At 69.1% G+C, this 21,652-nt stretch carries 12 protein-coding genes and 3 tRNA genes; 7 read left to right on the top strand and 8 right to left on the bottom strand.

Annotation, left to right across the window (positions count from 1 at the left end; genetic code table 11):
* Positions 1-154: 154 nt before the first annotated feature.
* From ACX1DX_RS11910 to ACX1DX_RS11895, 4 genes are all read right to left on the bottom strand, one after another.
* The gene (locus ACX1DX_RS11910; protein ID WP_459396771.1) at positions 155-424 is read right to left on the bottom strand and encodes a hypothetical protein; all 270 of its coding nucleotides are present in this window, start codon (positions 422-424) and stop codon (positions 155-157) included.
* Positions 424-645 carry a hypothetical protein gene (locus tag ACX1DX_RS11905; protein WP_459396770.1) on the bottom strand — a complete coding sequence of 74 codons (222 nt, stop codon included), beginning with the start codon at positions 643-645 and terminating at the stop codon, positions 424-426. The genes ACX1DX_RS11910 and ACX1DX_RS11905 overlap by 1 nt, the downstream gene beginning before the upstream one ends.
* 307 nt (positions 646-952) lie before the next feature.
* Positions 953-2,092 (bottom strand): tyrosine-type recombinase/integrase, encoded by a 1,140-nt coding sequence (locus tag ACX1DX_RS11900; protein WP_459396769.1) that lies wholly within the window; start codon positions 2,090-2,092, stop codon positions 953-955.
* 201 nt (positions 2,093-2,293) lie between these two features.
* Positions 2,294-2,369: transfer RNA gene (locus tag ACX1DX_RS11895), tRNA-Arg, on the bottom strand.
* Positions 2,370-2,499: 130 nt separating this feature from the next.
* Between ACX1DX_RS11895 and ACX1DX_RS11890 the strand changes: the two genes are divergently transcribed.
* Entirely contained in the window at positions 2,500-3,987 is a 1,488-nt protein-coding gene (locus ACX1DX_RS11890; RefSeq protein WP_459396768.1) for an AlkA N-terminal domain-containing protein, read from the top strand.
* On the top strand, positions 3,984-4,463 hold the full coding sequence (locus ACX1DX_RS11885; RefSeq protein WP_459396767.1) for a methylated-DNA--[protein]-cysteine S-methyltransferase: 480 nt from the start codon (positions 3,984-3,986) through the stop codon (positions 4,461-4,463). Before ACX1DX_RS11890 ends, ACX1DX_RS11885 begins: the two co-directional genes overlap by 4 nt.
* A 61-nt stretch (positions 4,464-4,524) precedes the next feature.
* Here ACX1DX_RS11885 and ACX1DX_RS11880 read toward each other — a convergent pair whose 3' ends face one another.
* Positions 4,525-4,941, bottom strand: coding sequence for an ACT domain-containing protein (locus ACX1DX_RS11880; RefSeq protein WP_459396766.1), 417 nt, complete (start codon positions 4,939-4,941; stop codon positions 4,525-4,527).
* A gap of 107 nt (positions 4,942-5,048) precedes the next feature.
* A tRNA-Ser gene (locus tag ACX1DX_RS11875) sits at positions 5,049-5,142 on the bottom strand.
* 87 nt (positions 5,143-5,229) lie between these two features.
* Here ACX1DX_RS11875 and ACX1DX_RS11870 point away from each other — a divergent pair.
* Positions 5,230-7,089: an LCP family protein gene (locus ACX1DX_RS11870; RefSeq protein ID WP_459396765.1), complete on the top strand. Its 1,860-nt coding sequence runs from the start codon at positions 5,230-5,232 to the stop codon at positions 7,087-7,089.
* Between the two features lie 7 nt (positions 7,090-7,096).
* Here the strand turns inward: ACX1DX_RS11870 and ACX1DX_RS11865 are convergent, their stop codons facing one another.
* Positions 7,097-7,537, bottom strand: coding sequence for a hypothetical protein (locus ACX1DX_RS11865; protein WP_076064170.1), 441 nt, complete (start codon positions 7,535-7,537; stop codon positions 7,097-7,099).
* Between the two features lie 45 nt (positions 7,538-7,582).
* On the opposite strand from ACX1DX_RS11865, the gene ACX1DX_RS11860 reads away from it, so the two are divergent.
* The 4 genes from ACX1DX_RS11860 to ACX1DX_RS11845 all read left to right on the top strand — a co-directional run bounded on the left by ACX1DX_RS11860 (position 7,583) and on the right by ACX1DX_RS11845 (position 11,256).
* Positions 7,583-7,670 (top strand) — tRNA-Ser (locus ACX1DX_RS11860).
* 113 nt (positions 7,671-7,783) lie between these two features.
* Complete coding sequence (locus ACX1DX_RS11855) at positions 7,784-8,599, top strand: pseudouridine synthase (protein ID WP_459398217.1); 816 nt, start codon at positions 7,784-7,786, stop codon at positions 8,597-8,599.
* A gap of 75 nt (positions 8,600-8,674) precedes the next feature.
* Positions 8,675-10,483, top strand: coding sequence for a M15 family metallopeptidase (locus tag ACX1DX_RS11850; protein WP_459396764.1), 1,809 nt, complete (start codon positions 8,675-8,677; stop codon positions 10,481-10,483).
* A complete protein-coding gene (locus ACX1DX_RS11845; protein ID WP_459396763.1) occupies positions 10,480-11,256 on the top strand; it encodes a hypothetical protein in 777 nt (258 codons plus the stop codon). Before ACX1DX_RS11850 ends, ACX1DX_RS11845 begins: the two co-directional genes overlap by 4 nt.
* 83 nt (positions 11,257-11,339) lie before the next feature.
* Here ACX1DX_RS11845 and ACX1DX_RS11840 read toward each other — a convergent pair whose 3' ends face one another.
* The gene (locus ACX1DX_RS11840; protein WP_459396762.1) at positions 11,340-21,617 is read right to left on the bottom strand and encodes a calcium-binding protein; all 10,278 of its coding nucleotides are present in this window, start codon (positions 21,615-21,617) and stop codon (positions 11,340-11,342) included.
* Between the last annotated feature and the right edge of the window lie 35 nt (positions 21,618-21,652).

Genomic DNA, 21,652 nt, shown 5'->3' with positions numbered 1-21,652 from the left:
TAGACCCCGGTTCGCACTTTGTCCATGAGACAGCGTTGCCTCGGCGTGTCGCGCTCACATCTGCCAGCTGTGCGGCGGGGGCGGGGGCGATCTGTGCCGAGAAATGACAACGCCCTCCCGGCTAGGGAGGGCGTTGCACGTTGTGTGGCGGTGGCTATTTGCTCTTGAGCCTGCTCAGGGTGCGGTAGACGAGGCTGTGAGCCACGCCGTAGAGATTGGCTACCTGAAGGGGCTTCTTGCCACCGTAGGTGGTGAGGAAGACCCACTGGTCATTGCGGTCCACCATCGTTGTGGCAGGCGGCTCGTCGCGGCACCAGTCCGAGCAGAAGACCTCATTGCGGAGAATCACGGGCTTCGCGGCCCAAGCGACCGCACGTCGGCAACTGGAGCAGCGGACAGCGAGGCCCTCGTCCCAGTTGGCCATCAGTCGGCCTCGGTTGCTGCCTGGAGGAGCGCGTGCGCGATGGTGGTCAAGGTCCCTCGATCGGCCGGGATCCAGTAGCCCCGTCCGTACTCGCCCAGTGAGGGGATGAAGTCGCGCATCTCCACGACCTTGACGCCATCGACCTCGATGGTCCTCACGCGGGACTCGAGGTCGCCTGCCTTCCGCACCGTAGCAAGGATCTCCTCTTGGACTTCCATCATTGGCCCTTCCTTTCTGCCGCCAGCGGGCCTCCGGACACTCGTCCCACCCTCTAGCATGTCAATATTGTCCCCCAGTCAGCATCATAGGCTAGATTGACTGGCACCACCAGAGGTACATCAGATGCCATAGCACCAATCCTCGCCCCGGTTCCAACAGTGCACCGTGGCGCCCCTGCACGGAGGCCACTGCCTCGGCTCGGGGGCGCTGCCTGGGTCTGCGCCCTGGAGGTCCGCCTTCGAGACCACGCTTAAGGGTGGGGGTGCCCAGCAGCCCTCCGGTGCGTGGAGTCAGAGGGTTCGCGGCCTTCTAGCTGGTGAGCCGTGCCGTGACCGTCGCGATACCCATGGCGCAGTCTGCAGCAGTGAGGTGACCGTAGATGTCGACAGTGGTCCGCACCGTGGAGTGGCCGAGGACCTGTTGCACCTGCGGCAGCCCGTCCTGTTTGAGGAGGAGGGTGGCCGCCGTGTGGCGCGAAGAGTGCACCCGGAAGCTCGGCAGGCCTGCAGATTTCAGCAGTCGCAGCCAGAGCTTGCGGTCGTTGGCTGGATCGATCGGCGTGCCGGTGCTGCTCACCAGGACGTAGCCCTCCGGGTTGAAGGTACCGCCCGCCTTGAGACGCAGCGCCTTCTGTTGCAGGGCAAGTGCCTTGAGTGCGTCGAGATGCGGGCCGGAGAGTCGAATTGTGCGTCGAGACTTCTCGGTCTTGGGTTCGACCCGAACGAGGCCTTTGCCTGTTTGGCGTTGGAGGCTGGCGCGAACGACAAGGTGCGGCTCGGAGGAGGTCAGGTCGAGGTCCTTCCAGCGCAGGGCAAGGAGTTCGCCCTGGCGCAGCCCGAGGGTGATGGCCAGTAGGACCCGGACCCGGGCGTGGGCGTCGTCGTGAGCGATGGATCGCAGCAGTTGCTGTGCTTGCGCCTCTGTCATGGGGTCGATGCGGGTCGCCTTCTTCTTGGGTGCGCGTGCGATGGTGACGGGGTTGCCCGCCAGGACCCTGTGCCGGACCGCCATGTCGAAGGCCTGCTTCAGGATCACTCGTGCCTGATGGACGGCGGAGTAGGACAGCTTCTTCCCTGCGCTGAGCTGATACTGCCAGTGTTCGACGCTCGCAGCGGTCACGGCCTTGAGTTCCATCGCTCCGAGGTAGGGGATGAGGTGGCTCGCGATCGAGTGCCGGTAGCCGGTCACGGTGGTGTAGCGCAGTTCCAGGGAGCGTACGTCGATCCAGTGCTGCAGCAGTTCGCCGACGGTCTTGTACTCGCTGTGGCGCTGAGCTCCGCGCGCCGCGTCCGCCCTGCGCTCGGCCCACTTGGCCAGTGCTGCGCTCTTGGTGGTTGCGCTGACCTTGCGCCTGACCGTGCGATCGCCCTCGTCGATGGAGCCTTGGACGTACCAGCGCCCGCCGCTCTTGTAGATCGAATCGTCGCCGTTGCCGCGCTTGCGTGCCATGTTCGTCCTCCCTGGGTCGGGACGCCCTCGGGTGAGGGCGCCGTCGGGACGACGCCGAACGCTGGCGGGGGCGGGCCGGGATGATCGGGCTCGAAAGCTGTTCCCGAGCTGGTTGCCCCCATGGTTGCCCCCATGAACGCGAAAAGGGACTCCCGAGGGAGTCCCGATCTTTTCCATCAAGCCTTTGGCTAGGCCTTTTGCTGGCGCGCTCGGCAGGATTCGAACCTGCAACCTTCTGATCCGTAGTCAGATGCTCTATCCGTTGAGCCACGAGCGCTTGGGCAAGAAGAGACTATACGCGGTTCTTCGCCGATTCGCCAAAACGGGGCCTCGTCCACGGAAATCCGCGTCACCGTCGTGTCGCATTCCTGCTAGTTCAGGCAGTCGTCGTCAGCCACACTGGAGGCATGCACACCGACGAAGCCGCCTGCCTCAGGGCGATCCGCGCGAAGGACGCGCGCTTCGACGGGGTGTTCTACACCGGCGTCACGTCGACCGGCATCTACTGCCGACCCTCCTGCCCGGCGCGCACCCCGCAGGCCGGCAACGTGCGGTTCTATCCCACCGCCGCGGCCGCGCAGGCCGCCGGGTTCCGCGCATGCAAGCGCTGCCTCCCGGGGGCGGCCCCGGGGTCGCCGGAATGGGACGTGCGCGGCGACACCGTCGCCAGGGCCATGCGCCTCATCGACGACGGCGTGGTGGACCGGGAGGGCGTCCCGGGGCTGGCCGCCACGCTGGGCTACTCGCCGCGCCAGTTGCAGCGACTCCTCGCCGACGGGGTGGGCGCCGGGCCCGTCGCCCTGGCCCGCACGCGGCGGGCGCACACCGCGCGCACCCTGCTGGAGGCGACCGACCTGCGCCTCACGGATGTCGCCTACGCGTCGGGCTTCTCCAGCCTCCGCTCGTTCAACGCCACGATCGCCGAGGTCTACGCCGCCACCCCCACCGAGCTGCGCGCCCGCACCCGACGGCGGCCCACGCCGTCGAGTGGGGGCCTGACCTTCGTCGACCTCACCCTCCCCACCCGCACCCCCTTCTGCCCCTGCAACGTGTTCGGCCACCTCATCGCGACCGCAATCCCCGGCGGCGAGTCCTTCCACGACGGCGCCTACCACCGGACCCTGCGGCTCCCCTCGGGCTACGGGGTGGTGTCGCTGTGGCCGGCCAGCGCCGGGAACATCCGTGCGCGTCTCGGGCTCACCGACGTCTCGCAACTCCCCACCGCCATCTCGCGGGTGCGGCGCCTGCTCGACCTCGACGCCGACCCCGACGCCGTCGCCGATCACCTCGGCCGCGACCCCCGCCTGGGCGCGCTCGTGCGGAAACATCCCGGTCGCCGGATCCCTCGCAGCGTCGACGGTGACGAGTTGGCCGTGCGGATCGTCCTCGGGCAGCAGGTGTCCACCGCTGCGGCCCAGACCCACGCGGCGCGGTTGGTCGCGGCGGTAGGCGCCGCCGTTGAGACCCCCGTCCCGGGACTCACGCACCTGTTCCCCACCGCCGAGGACGTGGCGGAGGTTCCCGACTCGGCGCTGGCCTTCCCGGACTCGCGCCGCCAGACGCTGCGTCGGCTGGCCCGCGCGCTGGCCGGGAGTGAACTCGACCTGGGCGTCGGGGCCGACCGCGCCGAGGCTCGGCGCACCCTGGCCGGCCTGAAGGGGATCGGTCCCTGGAGCATCGAGATGATCGCGATGCGAGGGCTCGGCGACCCCGACGCCCTCCCCGCCACCGACCTCGGCGTCGTCCGCGGCGCCGAGTCCCTCGGCATCGGCCTCGCAGGCAACGACTCCTGGCGCCCCTGGCGCAGCTACGCCACCCAGTACCTGTGGGCCCTCACACCCCACGCCGTCAACACCATCCCGGGCCGTCCGGCCTGCCACCCGGAGGATCAATGAGCACCTACAGCATCATGGACAGCCCCATCGGCGCCCTCACGATCGTCGAGCGCGACGGCGGGCTGGCGGCCATCTACATGGGCGAGCACCGGCACGCGCCCGGCCCGGAGACGTTCGGCGAACGGGTGGAGGACGCCCTCCCCGAGGTCACCCAGCAGCTGCGCGAGTACTTCGACGGTGAGCGCACCGTCTTCGACCTGCCGCTGAACCCGGTGGGCACGGAGTTCCAGCGCTCGGTGTGGTCGGAGATGGCCGCCATCCCCTACGGCGAGACGCTCACCTACGGCGACATCGCCGCGGCACTGGGTCGCCCGTCGGCCTCGCGTGCTGTCGGCACGGCCGTGGGCCGCAACCCCATCGGCATCGTGGTGCCCTGCCACCGGGTGGTGGGCAGCTCAGGGAAGCTCGTCGGCTACGCCGGGGGCGTGGACCGCAAGGAGTACCTGCTGGCCCACGAACGCGGGCTCACCAGGTAACTGTCCTTCAGATGGGGTCACCCCCACCGATTCGGGCAGGGTGACACCATCTGGAGGACATTCACGGGGTCGAGGTGAGCCGCTCCAGCACCTCGAGCGCGCTGGGGACGCTGTCGATGGGCAGCAGGAGGTGGTCGTGGTGCAGCCCGGCCAGCATGTTGCAGCTGATCCCGGCCCCGGCGAGGGCGGTGGACACGGCGGCGGTCAGCCCCACCGCCTGGAGGGACGAATGCACCTCGAGCGTGATCCAGCCGAAGACGCCGTCGAACTGCTTGTCGTAGTCGAGCGCAACCTCCTCCTCGAGGATCAGCGTGCGACCCTCCACCTCCACGATCACGGCCTGGGCCTCCACCTCGAGCGCCTCCCAGTCGTAGTCGTCGAGGGTGTCGTCGGCCCGGAGCACGTAGACGAAGCGCCCGTCGCGCACGGAGGAAGAGAGGTCGCGCAGCAGCGCGCCGAGATCAGTCAGACCAGCCATGGCTTCAGCCTAGGGCCGCGGGCATGGAGCACAGTGGCGTGGAGCGTCGCGCCGGCGAGGTGCCCCCGAAGACGCAGAAACCCCCGGGACGGGGGGTTCTGGTTCACTGGCGGAGGTGGCGGGATTTGAACCCGCGATCGAGTTGAAGCTCGAAACCCGCTTAGCAGGCGGGCGCCATAGACCGGACTAGGCGACACCTCCAGTGCCGAACCAGCCTAGCCGAGCACAATGGTGAGCGCCAAAACAGTGCGGGTTACACTGGCGCGCAGGACCACCCAGGGAGCATGGATGAGCGACGACAAGCCGCGACGGGGCTACAGCCTCGGCGACGAGCCTGATTTCGACCTGCCCGAGGAGGGCTCGGAAGAGACGTCGGCGCTGCACCGCTCCCGCTTGGAGGACCAGAGCTGGTTCCGCGCCACCTCGAAGCCGACGCCCGTCCCGCAACGCGCCCTGCAGGCCCGCGACGAGTGGGCCGACGTGCCGTTCGGCGAGGAACCGAAGCCCCGTCCCACCGCGAAGCCGCGCCCCACTCCCCCGGCTGTGACGCTCGGCGGCACCCCCATCGAAGAGCCCGGGGCGGCGCTGCATCCCGACGAGGTGAAGCGCCGCAAGCTGCGCACCTCGATGCTGCTCACCGCCGCGTCGACTGTCCTGCCCGGCTCCGGCCTGCTGGGCGCGCCGCAGCGCTGGTTGAAGGTGGTCGGCGCGGCAACCGCGCTCGGCGCTCTGGCTCTGGGCCTCTACTTCCTGAACTGGGCGCTCCGCGACACCGCCAGCTTCGCCAGCATCGCCGTCGACCCCGACTTCCTGAACCGCGCCAGCGTCTCCCTCATCGTGCTGGGCCTGGTGTGGGTGGCGCTCATCGCCACCACGCACATCGCCACCCGCCCCGGCGGCCTCCAGCACGGGCGCAGGCTCCTGGGCGCCGCCATCGTGGCCGCCCTGGCGTTCGGTGTCAGCGCACCGTCGGCGTTGGGCGCCCGCTACTCGCACGACCAGATCATGCTGGTCGAGAGGGTCTTCGGCCCCGGCGGCGACTCCGGCGACGGCGGCGTGCAGTCCACTTCGCGCCCCACGCTGGCCACCGAACCGCAGGTGGACCCCTGGAAGGACGTCCCCAGGGTGAACGTGCTGCTGCTGGGCGCCGACGGTAACGAGGCCCGCGCGGACGAGGTGGAGAAGTACAGCGTCCGGACCGACACCATCATGGTGGCCTCCATCGACACGGCCACCGGCGACACCTTGCTGGTGCAGATTCCCCGCAACGTGCAGTACACGCCGTTCCCGGAGGACTCGGAGATGGCTGAGGCGTTCCCCCGGGGCTTCCGAGGCGAGCCGGAGGAGGAATGGTTGGTCAACAGCATCTGGGCCAAGGTGGAACTCGATTACCCCAACCTGCTGCAGGGCAACACCTACCGCGGCGCGGAGGCCCTGAAGGAAGGCATCGAGGGCATCACGGGCCTGGAAGTCGACTACTTCATGATGCTCGACATCGACGGCCTCCAGCAGCTCATCAACGCCATGGGCGGAGTCGTCGTCAACATCAACGAGCCGCTGCCGAAGGGCACGGCCACCAACTGCCGCGATGAGGACCGCTGCCTCATGCCCGGCCCGGACCAGCGCCTCAACGGTTACGACGCCATGTGGTACGCCCGGAGCCGCAAGACCACGTCGGACTACTCCCGCATGGCGCGCCAGTCGTGCCTGATCGACGCGGTGATCAAGCAGGCGAACCCCGCCACGATGCTGACCAGCTACGAGGGCATCGCGCAGGCCGCGTCCCACATGGTCACCACCGACATCCCCCAGCGCGACCTCAAGGCCTTCGTGCAGCTGGCGTTCCGCGTCAAGGACGCCAAGGTGCAGCGGCTGGTCTACTCGCCGGGCAAGAACGGCTACTCGTACGCGGATCCGGATTTCGAGGCGATGCGCCAGTCCGTCGAGGACGCGCTGAACCCGCCGTCGCCCACGCCCAGAGCGGTCGCGCCCACGTCGGTTGCCCCCACCTCGGCAGCCCCCTCGACGCCGGCGCCCGCCGAAGAAGAGACCACGGCGTCACCGTCGCCCTCCGGCACGCCGGAGGAGTTGCAGGAGGGTGCGCAGACCGTCGCCGACGCGTGTGCGTGGAACGGCGAAGCCGAGTAGTCGGGGCCTAAATTCCCTTGACCGTGCGGAGACGCTCGCGCAGATCCGTGACGACATCGTCGACCTGCTTCGGGTCGTTCCCCGGGAACATCAGGTAGGTGGCCCGCTCGTGCCCGTGATGAATGGTCACCCGGGTGCCGCTCTGGGTCTGGGTGACCTTGCTCACGTCGAGCCAGCGGCCCTCGCCCTCGACCTCGCGGCCGCGCACGCGGTAGCCGTCGTCGTCGAACGTGACCTCCACCGCCAGGCGGCTCATCGACGTGAAGGCCAGCACCAGGAGGACCAGCCCGGTCACCATCACGACGCCTCCCAGCACCGCCCAGAGCACATGCCAGCCGGAGCTCAGCGACGCGACCAGGAGCACCGCGCCCAACAGGCTGCTCACGGCGGCGATCGCGAAGGCCCGCACGGGGGGACGCGGCTGGATGAGGTAGACCGTCTCAGGCATGGGGCTGAGCCTACCTGCCGTCACCCGCTACCATGGTGGGGCACTGGCGAGGTCGCATAGTGGACTAGTGCAGCCGCCTTGAAAGCGGCCGAGTGGCAACGCTCCGTGGGTTCGAATCCCACCCTCGCCGCCAATTCGGAGGAGAACATGCCACCCAGGTCGCCGCTGCCGCCCCGTCACGGGCTGCAGGCAGCGTGGGTGCGCACCCCGGACAGGGATCCTGACAACGCCCTCCCCTGGCCCACCATGCGCGAATGGCTCGTCCACAAACTCGCCACCTCGCCGGAGGACGTCGACGAGATGCTCGCCCGCGGCGCGTTCGTCGACGACCGAGGCCGGCCGTGGACCGGGCGCGAGGTCTACCGCCCGCACACCTTCGTCTGGTTCCACCGCGAACTCCGCGACGAGGCGGAGGTCCCCGGCGAACTGACCGTCCTCCACCGCGACGAGCGCATCGTCGTGTTGGACAAGCCGCACTTCCTCTCCACCATCCCCCGCGGCCGGCACGTGGTGCAGAGCGCCGTGGTCAAGGCCCGCCAGGCGTTGGACCTGCCGGAGCTGTCCGCCGCGCACCGCCTGGACCGCGGCACGGCCGGCGTGCTGCTGATGACCACCGAGAAGCGCTGGCGCGCCGCCTACCACTCCGTGTTCACGGAACGAACGGCAGTGAAGGTGTACCGGGCCATCGCCCCGTTCGACGAGGGGCTCAGCTTCCCGCGGCGCGTGGAGTCGCACCTCATCAAGCGCGTCGGCACCATGCAGGCCGAGACCCTGGAGCGCGAACCCAACGCCTTCACGGAGATCGACCTCGTCGAGGTGCGCGGCAGCCACGCGCTCTACGAGGTGCGGCCGCTCACCGGGAAGACCCACCAGATCCGCGCGCACTTCGACCAGCTGGGCATCCCCCTCCTCGGAGACCCCCTCTACCCGGACGTGCTGCCCACGGAGATCGACGACTTCTCCACCCCGCTGCGCCTGCTGGCCTATTCGTTGGAATTCCCGGATCCGGTCGACGGCGAACCCCGCCGGTTCGTCTCCCGACGCGGCCTCAATTGGGCCTGACAAGCACCTCAACCGGCTCGAGGTCAGTCACCACAACGGGATGACGTGATCCGGTGCCGCTGTTAGGGTGACGTGATGAGGTGGCCTCTGCGACGACGACGTGCCCTGGGCTCCGGCCTGCTGGGCCTGCTGATGGCGCTCGGGTTCCTGATCGTCCCGACGAGCGACACCGCGGTCGCGCTGGACGTCTACACCACCCCCGGTACGCACACCCTCAATGGTCGACAGTGGCGCACCACCTGCGAGCCGTACTCCTCCACCGTGGAGCGGTGCCGCACCGAGATCCAGGCAACCACCGTCACCTACAGCGCGGGCCGCTACGTCGAGAAGTACGGCTGGACCTTCAACAACCTCACCTACAAACCCTCCCCCCGGGCGCAGTGGGTGGGCAACGTGCTGGCCACGCCCGGCGAACACACCAGCGGCGGGCGACGCTGGAAGACCGAGTGCGACACGCAGTGGACCGGCCGCGGGGCCTGCCGGTCGTCGATCTGGATGACGACGTACACCCGCGGCTCCTCGGGCGGCTACGTGGCGCGCGGTCAGTGGGTGTTCAACAACATCGTGCGCTTCACCGACTCCGGGGTGGTCGCCTCGTTCTGTGAGCCGGACTCGGCGGTCGGCGGCCTTCGCTACACCGATCCGGGGGCCGCTTCAGGAAGCCCGGAGCCCTCGGAGGCAGCTACCGCTACGGAGGGCACCGCAGCGTCGACGGTGCCCCCGGACACAGCCGAGCCGCTCGTCGAGGCGACCCAACAGGCGTTGGCCGCATCCGTGACCATCCGGTCCGTGCAGCACCCGGTGTATCCCACGGGAGTGCTCTACGACCGCCTCGGCGACATCGAGGTCACCGGGACGGTCAGCGGCGGCGACGACGGAGCCGCGGCCGCCGTCGAGCTGCGCGACGCCGCGGGTGTGGTGCGTTCCTCCTCCACCGCGACCCTCAGCGGCGGCGCCTTCACCGCCACGCTGGCCGGCGGGTTCGTCGGCCAGGCCACCCTCGTCGTCACCTCTGCGGGAGGCGAGGCGACCAGCGCGGTGGAGCTCCGCCGCGCCGACGTCAGCCTGACCTCCGCCACCCGCATCGACCCGCTCGGCACGGCGACCATCACAGGCCGCGTCGCCCCCGGCATCGGCGACCTCCTCGTCCAGGCCTACGCGGCGGTGCCTGGCGGCTGGTTCAAGACCGGCGAGGCACGGACCACTTCCGACGGCAGCTACCAGCTGACCTACCGGCACGGGCTCGGCACGCTCGGCACCACGCAGGTCAGGATGTGCGCCAATCTCCCCTGGGGGTCCACCATCCCCAGCAGCGCGTCGCTGGGCATCGAGCGGGCCCGCATCGCCAACCCGGTGATCTCGAACACCACGGCCGCCGAGGTGTCGGCCACGTACCGCAGCGGCTGCCCAGTGGGCCCCAGCGGCCTGAGCACCATCCGCATCAACCAGCAGTCGATGGACGGGCGGGTCTACCGGGGCGAGATCGTGGTGCGCCGCTCCCGCGCGGCGGAGGTGGCCGACGTCTTCCGGCGCACGTTCGAGGCCGGCTTCCCGGTCTATCAGATGACCAACCCCAACGTGTTCGGCGGCGACGACCTGGCGATGATGGCCGCCAACAACACCTCGGGCTTCAACTGCCGCAGCGTGGTGGGCAACCCGTATGCGATGTCGCCGCACAGCTACGGCTATGCGGTCGACGTCAACCCGTGGCAGAACCCGTACCGCGACCCCACCGGGAAGTGGCACCCCAGCACCGCGCACGTGCAGCGCACCCCCGTCGTGCCGGGCATGCTCACCACGACCAGCGCCCCCGTGAAGGCGTTCCAGTCGCACGGCTGGAGCTGGTTCTCCGGGTGGGACTGGCACCACTTCGAGAAGCGATGAGCGCCAGGTTCGCGCGGCACTCGGCGCTCGCGGTGGCAGCGCTGCTGTCGGCGTGCGCCCCGTCCCCGGAGACGCCGGAACCGACTGCGGCCCCACCCACGCCCAGCACCTCGACGGCCGCCGGGCCCACCTCCACGCCCAGCGCTGAGCCCACCGTCGAGCCCTCTCCATCGACCGCCACGCCGACGGTGGACCCCAGCCCCGCAGGAACCCCGGCCTCGAGCGCCTCCGCGGGAACCGCCGCTCCGCCCTCGGAGCCGCCCCCGGCGCCCACCGCACCGGCGCCCAGCACGGCCGGCGGGCTCGCCCCCGGTGACGTCGCGACGGCCGAGGGATGGCGGCCCACCGCCAGGCCCGGCAGCCCCGACGAGGGGTTCATGGGCAACGACACCTGGGTGCACGCCACCTCGCCGGAGCACTCGGCCTACGCCGCCGTCGCGTTGGGCTGCACGGAGATCCGCCCCTACCCGCAGCCCGTGGCGGCCCTCGAGGGCAACCTCAGCGACGACGCAGGCAACGCCGGCGTGGGCCTGACGCTCGAGTTCGCCACCGCCACCGACGCCTCGGCGTACTTCGCCGAGTGGCTGCGTCAGGCTGAGGCCTGTGTCGGCACCGTCACGGAGAAGGTCAGCGCCACCGACGACACCTGGGTGGGGCGCCGGAACCTGGGCACCGTGTGGTCAGAGACCGTCGGAGTCAGGGACCGCCTCGTGCGCCTCCTGATCGTCGACTCGCCCGACGCCGACCTCACCGGCGCACTCGGGACCACCTGAACCTCACCTCGGAACCAACTGCCCTGAGCACAGCGGTCGGCCCCACCCCGCCCGAAGGAGGGGTGGGGCCGACCGTTCGACGGTTACGGCTGGCAGGCCGGCATGTCGAAGTGACCCGGCGTGTTCGGGTAGGCAGGTCCTGCCGCCCGCTTCATGTCGGTGTTGTACACCATCGCCGTCTCGGTGAAGGCGGAGGTGCCCTTCGTGGTCACATCCCCCACCGTCTGGCCGGCGCCGGCCGTCCACGCCAGCTGGTGCACGAAGTCGCGCACCGCCGGCGACATAACCCGCAGGTCGTTGAAGCCGCCGTAGGCAGCGTTGCAGTGCGAGTACAGGTTGAACGCGCCTGTGGTGTCCATCAGCCGGTCACCGGCGTTCGGGCCGTTGGCCGTCACGTCACCCTGCAGCACGTCCCTGTCGAGGCCGCCGTAGAGCCAGTCCACACCCTGGTGGTGCTGGTCGTTGACCGCATCGGCGTCGGCCGTGTCGGTCATCTCGAACCAGGCACACGGGTCCACCACCTGTGCACCGAGGTCGACCGGCCAGTCGCTGGTCGTGCAGCTGGCGAAGCCACCACGCGGCGCCCAGTCGATGATGTCCGAGCCGATGACGTCCTGCTTGGCCGTGTCCAGTTCGCCCGCTCCGCCGAAGACGAAGTCGACGAACCGGTCGTTGTCACCTCGCGATGACGCGTCGAACGCGCCGTTGCTGAGGCAGTCCGTCGTTGCGGCGTCGGCCAACGGGTCACACCCGCGGCCGCCCCACAGGACGTCCTCACCGTTGCCGCCGAAGATCCGGTCACCGCCGGAGTCGCCATTGACCAGGTCGTCGTCAGCGCCGGCGTCGATGACGTCGGAGCCCAGCCCACCACGGATCCGGTCGCGGCCACCTTCAACCGTGCCCGGATGGGCGATGGTGGCCTGGTTGCCGGTGCCGAGGAACACGCCACCGTCGGTGTCGTGCAGCAGGTCGATGCGTCGATCCAGCGTGCCCCGACGGAACCCGGTGAAGGCTTCGGCGGGCGGCTGGTTGAGCGACACCGTGAACTCCGCCGGGCCGCGGCCATCGTCGAGGTAGGTGGTCTTCACGCCGCCCCGGTCGCCCAGGATCGCGTCGTCACCGGCCTCGCCGTACAGCTCGTCGCTGCCCAGTTCGCCGTAGACCTCGTCGTTGCCGTTGCCGCCGCGGATGGTGTCGTCACCGTCCTGGCCCCAGAGGCCGTCGTCGCCGTCGTCACCGTAGATGACGTCGTCGCCGAAGGCGCCCACCGGCTCACAGGTGGTACCGCTCGCGCTGCAGAACCTGGTCGTCGGCTCGCCGGAGGCCGGATCGGAGACCCGCACCGCGGTGGCACTCGAAGGCACGGCACCGATCGGGTAGCGCTCAGTGAACACCGCCTCGACGAGCTCGCCCGGCATGCCCTGGAGCTTGCGCAGCAGGGTGCCGTTGTCGCCGATGACCACGTCGTCGGCGCCGTTGGCCTCGATGATGTCGCCCGTGTCGCGGAATGCGCGACGCGAGCTGCCACCGATGATGTCGTCCTGGCCGTCGGGTGCGCCCGGTCCCATCAGCTGGGCTGCGGCACTCGCCGAGCCCGGCCACCCGGGATCCGCCAGAACCGTGGCCCCGGGCGTCTTGGCCGACGCCTCACCGATCGGCAGGTCGCCGCGGATGGTGTCCGCGCCGCCGTTGCCCTCGATGTAGTCGCCGTCGCCGTCGCCGGAGATGACGTCTGCGCCGTCCTGGCCCCAGATGCCGTCAACGCCGTCGCCGCCGCTGAGGCGGTCGTCGCCGTAGCGGGTGGCCGCGCCACCGGCCGCGAGATCGAACCATTCGACCCAGCGTGCCGTGACCAGGCTGCCGCCGTCGGAGCCCATCCGCTTGAGCGCCGCGATGCTCGCCTCGCCGGTCGACGGACGCGTGATGCGCCCGTTGTCGCCCAGCAGTGCGTCGTCGCCGTCGCCGCCGAAGATGGCATCGGCCACGTCGGGCTGCCCGACGGTCGTGTCGCCCGTGCCGGACAGCGCCCAGCTGGAGCCGCCGATGAGATCATCGTCACCGTCGTTGCCCTCGATCCAGTCCGTCCCGGCCCAGCCCTCGATGAGGTCTGCCCCGGCGTTGCCGATCAGGCGGTCATGCCCGCCCTGGCCCAGGATGACGTCGGTGCCGTCGCCGCCGTAGACCTCGTCCGCCCCTGAGGTGCCCGCCGTCGGCGCGTCGCCGAGGTCGAGCGGGACGATCGAGCGCCCGTCGGTGATCCGGTTGCGCAGGATCTGATGGGTCGGCGCAAGCGAAACCACCGAGATGATGGCGTTGTCGCCGGCGATGAGGTCGTCGCCCTCTTCGCCGAAGAGCCGGTCGCCGGCGTCGGGTCGGCCGATGCCCGCCGAGGCCTCCTCCCACGAGCCGCCCACGATCATGTCGTGGCCGGCGCCGCCGAAGACGGTGTCTGCACCGTTGTTGCCTTCGAGGTGGTCTTCACCGCCCTGGCCGTACACCGTGTCGTCGTCGAGACCACCGAAGGCGGTGTCGTTGTCGTCGCCGCCCCAGACGGTGTCCTTGCCACCCAGCGTCGACGGCTGGTCCGTTGTCGCCAGGTCGACGGGCACGCTGAGCGCGGCCGCCGTGGCGTTGTCGCCGATCAACCGGTCACGACCCTGGTCGCCGTACAGCTGGTCGGCGCCGTCGGCCTTGCCTGCCGCCCTGGTGCCACCGACGACGAGGTCGTCGTCGTGACCACCCGAGGCCCAGTCATCGCCGGCGTTGCCCTCGATGACGTCCGCGCCGTTGCCGCCGTAGAGGAAGTCGTTGTCGGCGTTGCCGAACACGTCGTCCTCGCCGTCGCCGCCCCAGACGGAATCAACCCCTGCGCCGCCCCAGAGCTGGTCGTCGCCGCCCTGGCCGTCGAGCTTGTCGCTTCCATGCTGGCCGCAGACCAGGTCGTTTCCGCCGCCTGCCTGCACGCGGTCGTCGCCGCCGCCCGCTGAGACGGTGTCGACGCCCTTGCCGCCGATGATGAAGTCGTTGCCGTCGCCGGTGGCGGCGGTCGTCGACTCTGCCACCGGATCTGAGGTGACCGTCGCGCCGGCCTTGCACTGCTCGGTCTGGATGAACGTGTCGCCGTAGATCAGCGCTGCACCGTCGCCACCGAACACGTGGTCGTTGCCGAGGCCGCCGACCAGCGTCTTGGTGTTGGGCGTCGCTCCCGGCGGGAGCGCGAGCGCGGTCACGCTGCGGAGCGGACCGTAGGTGACGCCGTCGATGGTGTGCGGATCCACAGCGGGGTCCCCCACCACGGCGGGCTCTGCCGACAGGTAGTCGTCGCCCGGGCCGCCGTAGAGCTTGTCGGTGCCGAGGCCGCCGACGAGCACGTCGTTGGCGTCGCCGCCCACCAGCTGCGTGGACTGGTTGCTCAGCGAGCCGCTGGTCAGGAGATCCACAGCCTTGCTGCCCCAGACGAAGTCGTTGCCCTCGCCCGAGTTGACGATGTTGAACGTCGTCACGTCGGCGTCGTCGGAGCCGACATCGTCCACGCCGTAGTCGAGTTCAGCGCCGGTGAAGATCACGTCGTTGCCGGCCCCACCGTTGAGGCGGTCGTTGCCGTCGTCGCCGATGAGCCTGCTGCCCTTCGAGCTCAGCGTCGGCGTGTTGGTCGTCACCGAGATGGTGTCGTCGCCGGCGTTGCCGCGCACCTTGGTGGCGCCGAGACCGACGCGGATGGTGTCGCCAGCCGGGTTGTCGCCCTGGGCCTGGGTCGTCGGATCCTTCGCGGAGGCGTAGGCGATCACGGCCCCCACCGGGATGTCCGGCGGGTCGCTCTCGGCGTCCACGGCCTTGACGGTGGTGAGCGCAGAGGTGTTCTGGGTGAACGCCAGGGTGGCGTCGCCGGCCACCTTGTTGTCGCCGTCACCGACGGTGATGTTGTCGGCACCAGCGCCACCGGCGACCCACGCCTTGGAGACGAGACCGTTCACCGTGAGGCCGGAGTCCACCGTGGTGATGACATCGTCGCCACCGGCGCCGTCGATGTACGCCGGGCCGTTGCCCGCCGTGATCTGGTCGGCGGATCCGGTGCCCTTGACGACGACCTCACGGTCGAACGCCGTGGTTGCCGGCGGCGGTGCGCCCTCCGGAGTGACCTCCGTCTGGCGCTGGCCGTCACCGCTGAACGTCAGCTTCATCGGCACGGGACTGCTGGTGCCGTCCACGACGACGCGCTTGATGCCCGGGTCGTGGAATTCTCGGGTGATGCCGAGCATCTGCACCTTGATGCCGTCGTAGGCGCCGTCGGTGCCGTCGATGTTGGCCGTGGTCTGCGCGTAGTGGAGCTGCGTGACCTTGATGACCTCGGCGTCGCCGTCAGCCTTGGCGCCCCACGGGGCACCACGGTGGGAGTCTGTGCCGAGCTTGCCGGTGAAGACGTAGAGCGTGTCACCCACCACGCCGCCGACGTTGGGCGGGGGCGGCGAACAGTCCACCTTCACGGTGAAGTCCAACAGGGTCAGTTCCACCAACCGCACCGAGAACGACACGGAGAAGATGCTCACGCCGATCTTGATGTTGAGTTGCAGGAACAGATAGACCCGGCCAGACATCTGGAACAGACACAACGGGTTGACCACCAGTGCCTGGACGAATTCCGTGAGCCTGAACTTCCCGTCGTTGTTCGGATCGTTCCAGTAGAGGCCGACGGTGAGACCCAGCCCACCCTCGACGCCCACGGACACGACCAGGACGCTGACCATCGCGCCGGCGGCGATCTCGCCCTTGAGCGTGACCACCGGGAGCGGCTTGCCGTTCTCGTCATTGGTGTCGAAGTAGAGACCGTCGAGCACGCTGACCGCGAGCTCACCCGCGGAGGCGGTGTCGCGCATCTCGATGGCCTTGCGGATGCCGTAGGTGTCCATGCCGGCCCGGATACGCGCCGTGATCGACGCCGAACCCGACAGGGTCAGCAGCACCGGCGGCGGTGCGTAGACCGGTCCGAACTCCTGGCTGAAGGCGAAGCCCAGCGTCAGGTTGCCGGAGTCGAACTTGACGATGTCGATGTCGCCGCCCATCAGCAGGGCGAACGCCTTGGTGGGTTCCTGGAAGATCGGGAACGTGATGCCGGCCTCGTTCGCCTTGCCTGCGGGCGCCGATCCCCCCGGAACGGTGAAGGTGGCGGGCGCGGACCCGTCGGCCTTCCCGTTGAGATCCGACAGCAGGGTGGCGTTCGGCACGCCACCGGTGATCAGGCTGCCGGCCACGTCCGGTGTGAGCGTCGTGTCGAGCGCCTCGTCGCCGAGCACGTCGAAGCTGCCGATCGTCACCCAGCAACTGGTGGTGCACTTGGGCAGCGAATTGAGCAGCGTGATCACGTTCGTGATGCGCTTCACCATGGTGAGGTCGGGTCCGTCAGCGAGCGTGCTGAACGTCTCCGCGAGGGTGAACAGGCTGATGTCGCCACCGCCTGCGGCCTTGCTGACGTCGGACAGCACCGGCAGCGGCGCGTAGAGCGCGTCGATGATCGGCTGGATGGGGCCCGTGACGCTCTTCACCTTCTCCAGGATGGGGCCGAGGATGTCCGAGAACACCTTGCCGGCGTCGATCTGGAAGTCGTTGAACGCGATCGTCGGGGTACCGACGCTGGATCGCAGCGACCCGCCGTCGTTGTCGGCGGAGATCGTCCAGCCCAGCTCGAAGTTGACCTTCACACCGGGCAGGAGCGAGTCGTCGCCGTCGATCTCGATCCGGGACTCGATATCCCAGTCGATGGTGACAGCGGCGCCGATCGACACTGCGAACAGGTCTCCCATGGAGGCCGTGCTGAGATCGGCGAACGTCAGCTTGGCGCTGTCGCTCGGCGCGCACAGGGCGTCGGTGGCGGCGAAGCAACTGCCGGTCTGCCCGGGCTTGTGTAGATCCACCTTGAAGTGGCCGGTGAACACCTCGGGCGCCCCGGCCGAGGTGATGTCCACGCCGATGAAGGCGAGCTTCGCCTCCACCTTGGCGGGCATGGTCACGGTCAGTTCGACGCCCAGTTCGGGGCTCGCCACGGCGTTGCCGTCGACGGTGTCCCAGCCGTCCTGCGTGGCCACGTAGAAGCCGTCGTTGAGGTTCAGGCCCACCTTCAGGTGGAGCGCGAACTTCGCGCCCACGCTGACGGTGCTCTGACCGCTCGCCGGGTCAGCCTTGAGGGACAGGCCGGGGATGCCGATGTCCAGCGGACGCGACGCGCCGGTGAACTCATCGCGCACTGTCACCTCGAGCGTGACCCCACCCACCTGGTTGGCGGGGCAGTCGATCAGCTGGGGCTTCTCGACGACGAGGGTGTAGGCGGCCGCTGTGGCCGTCCCGTTGTCGGTGTAGGTCAGAGCGGAGCCCACGTCGAAGAGGAACATGAACTCGGCGTCGGTGGAGAGCTTGCGCAGCACCTTGTAGCCGGTCGCTCCCGCGACAGCAGTCCAGTCCAGCTTCACGCCCACGCTCGCGGACAGTGCAGCCTGCTCGACGGAGGCCACGCTGCTCGCGACGGTGTCCTCCTTGGCATCCGCCGGGCCCTGATAGGCGACGACGCGGTACTCGTACGTCTGCTTCACGGCATCCGCCGCCGGAACAGGCACGGCCACTGCCGTCAGGCCCGTTGCGGGCTCCAGGAACGCCTTGCACTCGAGGCCGACCAGCGGGGACACCGCTTGGAGGCCGGCTGCGGTGAGCTTCTCGTCGAGGCGCTTGTTGACCTCTGCCACCCAGTCCTTGGGGCTGAAGCTGGTCAGGCCGCCGAGAACCTCATTCTTCAGCGTGGTGCGCAGCGTGCCGAGGAAGTCGGCGCCCTGCTGCAGGTCCTTGCCGACGAGCGGCAGCTTGCCCTCGAACGAGGCCGCCCGCAGTGCCACCTCAGCTGTGGCCAGGTAACTGTCGAGGCCGTGCTCGAACTGGCCGAAGTCCAGCACCGCAGCGGCGATGCGCGCGGCGAGATCAGCCGGGATGTCGAGCTGCTTGAGCGCGTCGTCGGGCGCGGGCAGGTTGCCGCTGGGCAGCAGATCACCCAGGTCGGACGAGCGCGGCAGGCGCACCTTGAGGGCACCCACAGAGGTGTAATCGCTCACGCCCTTGGCGAAGAGCGGCACGTTCGCACACGCCATCAGGGGGGTGGTGATGCCCGTCTCACAGGTGACGTTCTGAGTGGTCATGCCCGTGGGGTTCAGCTTCACGCCGGCGCCCGCCATGAACGTCGCCCAGTCCACCGGGTTGTTCGCGGTGGCGCCGTCGACGCCGATGCGCACGCCGAGATCGACGGCGACCTTGGCCTTCTCGGCGCCTTCAGCGCCGGAGGGATCGCCGAGCGACAGCGACAGGGGGCCGAGGCTGCCGATGAGGACGCCCTCGCCGGAGGCGTTGGCGTGCACCGAGATGCTGGAGTCCTCCATCACCTTGAAGCCCGGATCCGCAGTGCTGAGTGGCACCAGGATTCCCACCTTCACGGAGCCGGTGACGCTGGCCTGTGCTTGGCCGGTCGCCTTGACCGTGACCACGTCGCCGAGCGCGCCGAGGTCCACCGCGATGGGTGTGTCGGTGCGGTAGCTGCGGTCCCAGGCCACCTTCAGCACGAGGCTGGCCGGCGCCGGCGCCGTCCCGGGCACGTAGGCCACCGAGAGCGGTGTGCCGCCGAGCCTGGAGTTGAGTTGCGTGACTAGGTCCTGGATGGTGTCGGGGTTGTTCGCCACCAGCCAGTCGACGGCGTCGAGCAGCGCGGCGCGGGCGGTGTAGCGCGTGCCGGCCACCGGGAGGGCGTCCCAGTCCTTGACCATGGTGAGCGTGGTGCCGTCGGTGCTCACCGATTCGACGATGTTGACCTGCGTCCCCACCGTGATCGCGCGGCCCACCATCGCCTGGGTGAACTTCGCTGCGGCGGCGGTGCGGGTGCTGTCGACGAGGGTCTTGGTGCCGTAGGTGACGCCTGCGTCGCCGTTGGCCTGGTCACTGAGGACCAGATCGCGCAGGGAGCGGCCGATGCCCGGCAGCTTGGTGTTGTAGGCGTCGCTGCCAGTGCCGGGATCGGCCTCGGCGATGTTGTGCACCAGGGTCTGCAGCTGCTTGATGACCATGTTGAACAACGCCTTGGGGTTGTCAACGGAGAAATCGAGCGAGGTGAGCTTCGAGAAGTTCGGCGCGGTGAACGCGAGCGTCTCGGGGTCGGTCAGATCCGTCCAGTTGAGGGTGAACGTCACGTCGTTGCCGATGAAGCCCTCGAGTTCCGGCACGGTGATGCTCGCCGTCGCCTTGGCGCGGATGTTGATGTCGGGGGTCAGAACGGCGCCGGGATCGGTCACGAGCATGCTGACGAGCTTGCTGAGCCGGATGTCGTGCTGCGCGTCGCCGATGGGCTTCAGTGCCATGGAGACCATGGGGTCGGTGCCGGTGTCGCTGCACGCGTCGTTCTGGCTGGAGCGGCACATGACGAGGTCGCCCTTGATGTTGACCTTGAAGAAGCCGGCACGGGCCTGCATGTCGATCGTCGATTCGATCGGGAAGTCCGCGGTGTAGATGGTGGATCCGGTCCGCAGCATCACCCGGTCGGTGGGCAGGGGCCATTCGTCGACCTGCATCTTCATGCCGGCGACGGTGGTCTCGTACGGGCAGGGCTGTCCGGCCTTGTCCGCCGGCGCGCAGGCGATTCCCGTCACTGGATCGTTCAGGTCGAGCACTATCGTGACCGTGGCCTTGTGGGTTGCGCTCACCACTGCGGCGCTCGCCTCGGCGTTCGCGCCGAGGATGCCCGCGCCGTCGTCGTTGGTGAGTTCATCGGCGAACGTGATGGCGCCGGTGCGCTCCTCCGGACCCGAGATGACCCAGTTGACGGTGCCGGTGGGGGTGGTGGGTGCCCAGTTACCGGTGAGGGTGATGGAGTTGTCGGTGTTACTGGCGATCTCGCCGCCCGATGAACCGGCGACGACCCGACGCCCGGACAGGTCCTGGCCCGCCCAGGGGGTGCCGGAAACGGTCATGGTGGTGTCGGTGAAGGTGCTGCTGGTGCCTGACAGGTCCTCGGCGGCCTTGTCGAGGTTCCCGGAGGCCGTGCCCGAGAACTCCAGCGGGATGACGAACTTGTTGTTGGTGGAATCCCAGCTGACGGTGCCGAGGTCGAGGCTGGCGTTGAGCTTGGTCAGGAGGTCCTGCAGCGAGCTGAACTTGGGGGTGCCCAGCCTCGCCGGGTCGCCGTCGGACCAGACGTTGTCCGCCAGGAAAGCCTTCAGCGGTTCGGCGATGGCGATGACATCGGCCAGGGTCCCGCGCATGAAGGGCAGGTCCAGGTTGCCGGTGGGCACGCCGCCGGAGTCGTAGTTGCGCTGCTGGATCGCGTTGATGGCGGTGATCACGCGGGCGAGTCCGTCGGCGAGGTTCTGGAGGTTCATGTTCTGGAACTTGCCGAGAGTGGCATCGAAGCCCGTCGCGGTGACCTGCGGCGCACCCTGCGTGATGTCGGGCCAGTTGACGGCGACGGTTGCATTGACCGTCGTCGGGAAGCCAGGGATGGCCACGGACGTGTCGGCGCCGAGGGTGAACTGGCCGGAGATGGAACTCTTGCTGTCCACGTCCAGGTCAGCCTGCACGAGGCCCTCGAGCGAGCCGGCCGCCGCCAGTTCTGCCTGGTTGCCGACGAAGGCGAGCTTGCCGTCGTTGTTGGGGTCGTTGAAGGTGGCGACGGTGTGGTGCTTGACGGACAGCGATGAGGCGGTCAGCGTCACACCGAGGATGCCGACGGCGGCCTTGGCGTTAGCCGTCACCGTGGCGTCCACGTCGATGTCGAGACGGGGCGACCGGGTTGCGGGGGCGGTGTCATGGATCATCCACACCCCGCCGCTGCCGTCCTCCTGGATGCTGAACTTCAGCTGGGCCGTGACCGCGGCGGAAACGCCGCCGGTGACGGAGAGGTCGACGCCGGTGGCGTCGTCGGCGAGGTGGAGATCCAGCCCGGTGACGGTGCGGTTCACGGTCGCCGTGAAGTCGACGCGCCAGCCGGCGCCTACCTGCGTGGCGTTCGTGATCAGCGTGCCGCTGCGCCCGTCAGGAAGCGTGAAGGGGAAGGTGCCCGTGGTCAGGTCCGTGAAGTTCTCGACGCCGGACAGGGTGTCCACGACCACCTTCTGGATGAGGTCGTCCACACCCAGCAATGCCCCCGGCGACGACGTCACCAGGGGCAGCGGGAGCGCCAACGCTCCCACCGTTCCGAGGTCCTCGGACCAGGTGGCCAGGTTCCCCGTGGGGTTCGTCGACAAGAACCCCTTGATGTCGGCAACCCCTTCTTCAGGGGCCGCCCAGGCCCTGTTGAGGGAGGCTGCGAAGAACCCGCTGAGAAGGACTGCAATGGCGATCATCCACGCCAAGGGTCGACGAATGCTGACTTGTTCCA

It is taken from the genome of Tessaracoccus zhenghani (genome assembly GCF_054552775.1).
The sequence above is the reverse complement of the archived record's forward strand: the minus strand, read 5'-3'. Positions and strand labels throughout refer to the sequence as shown.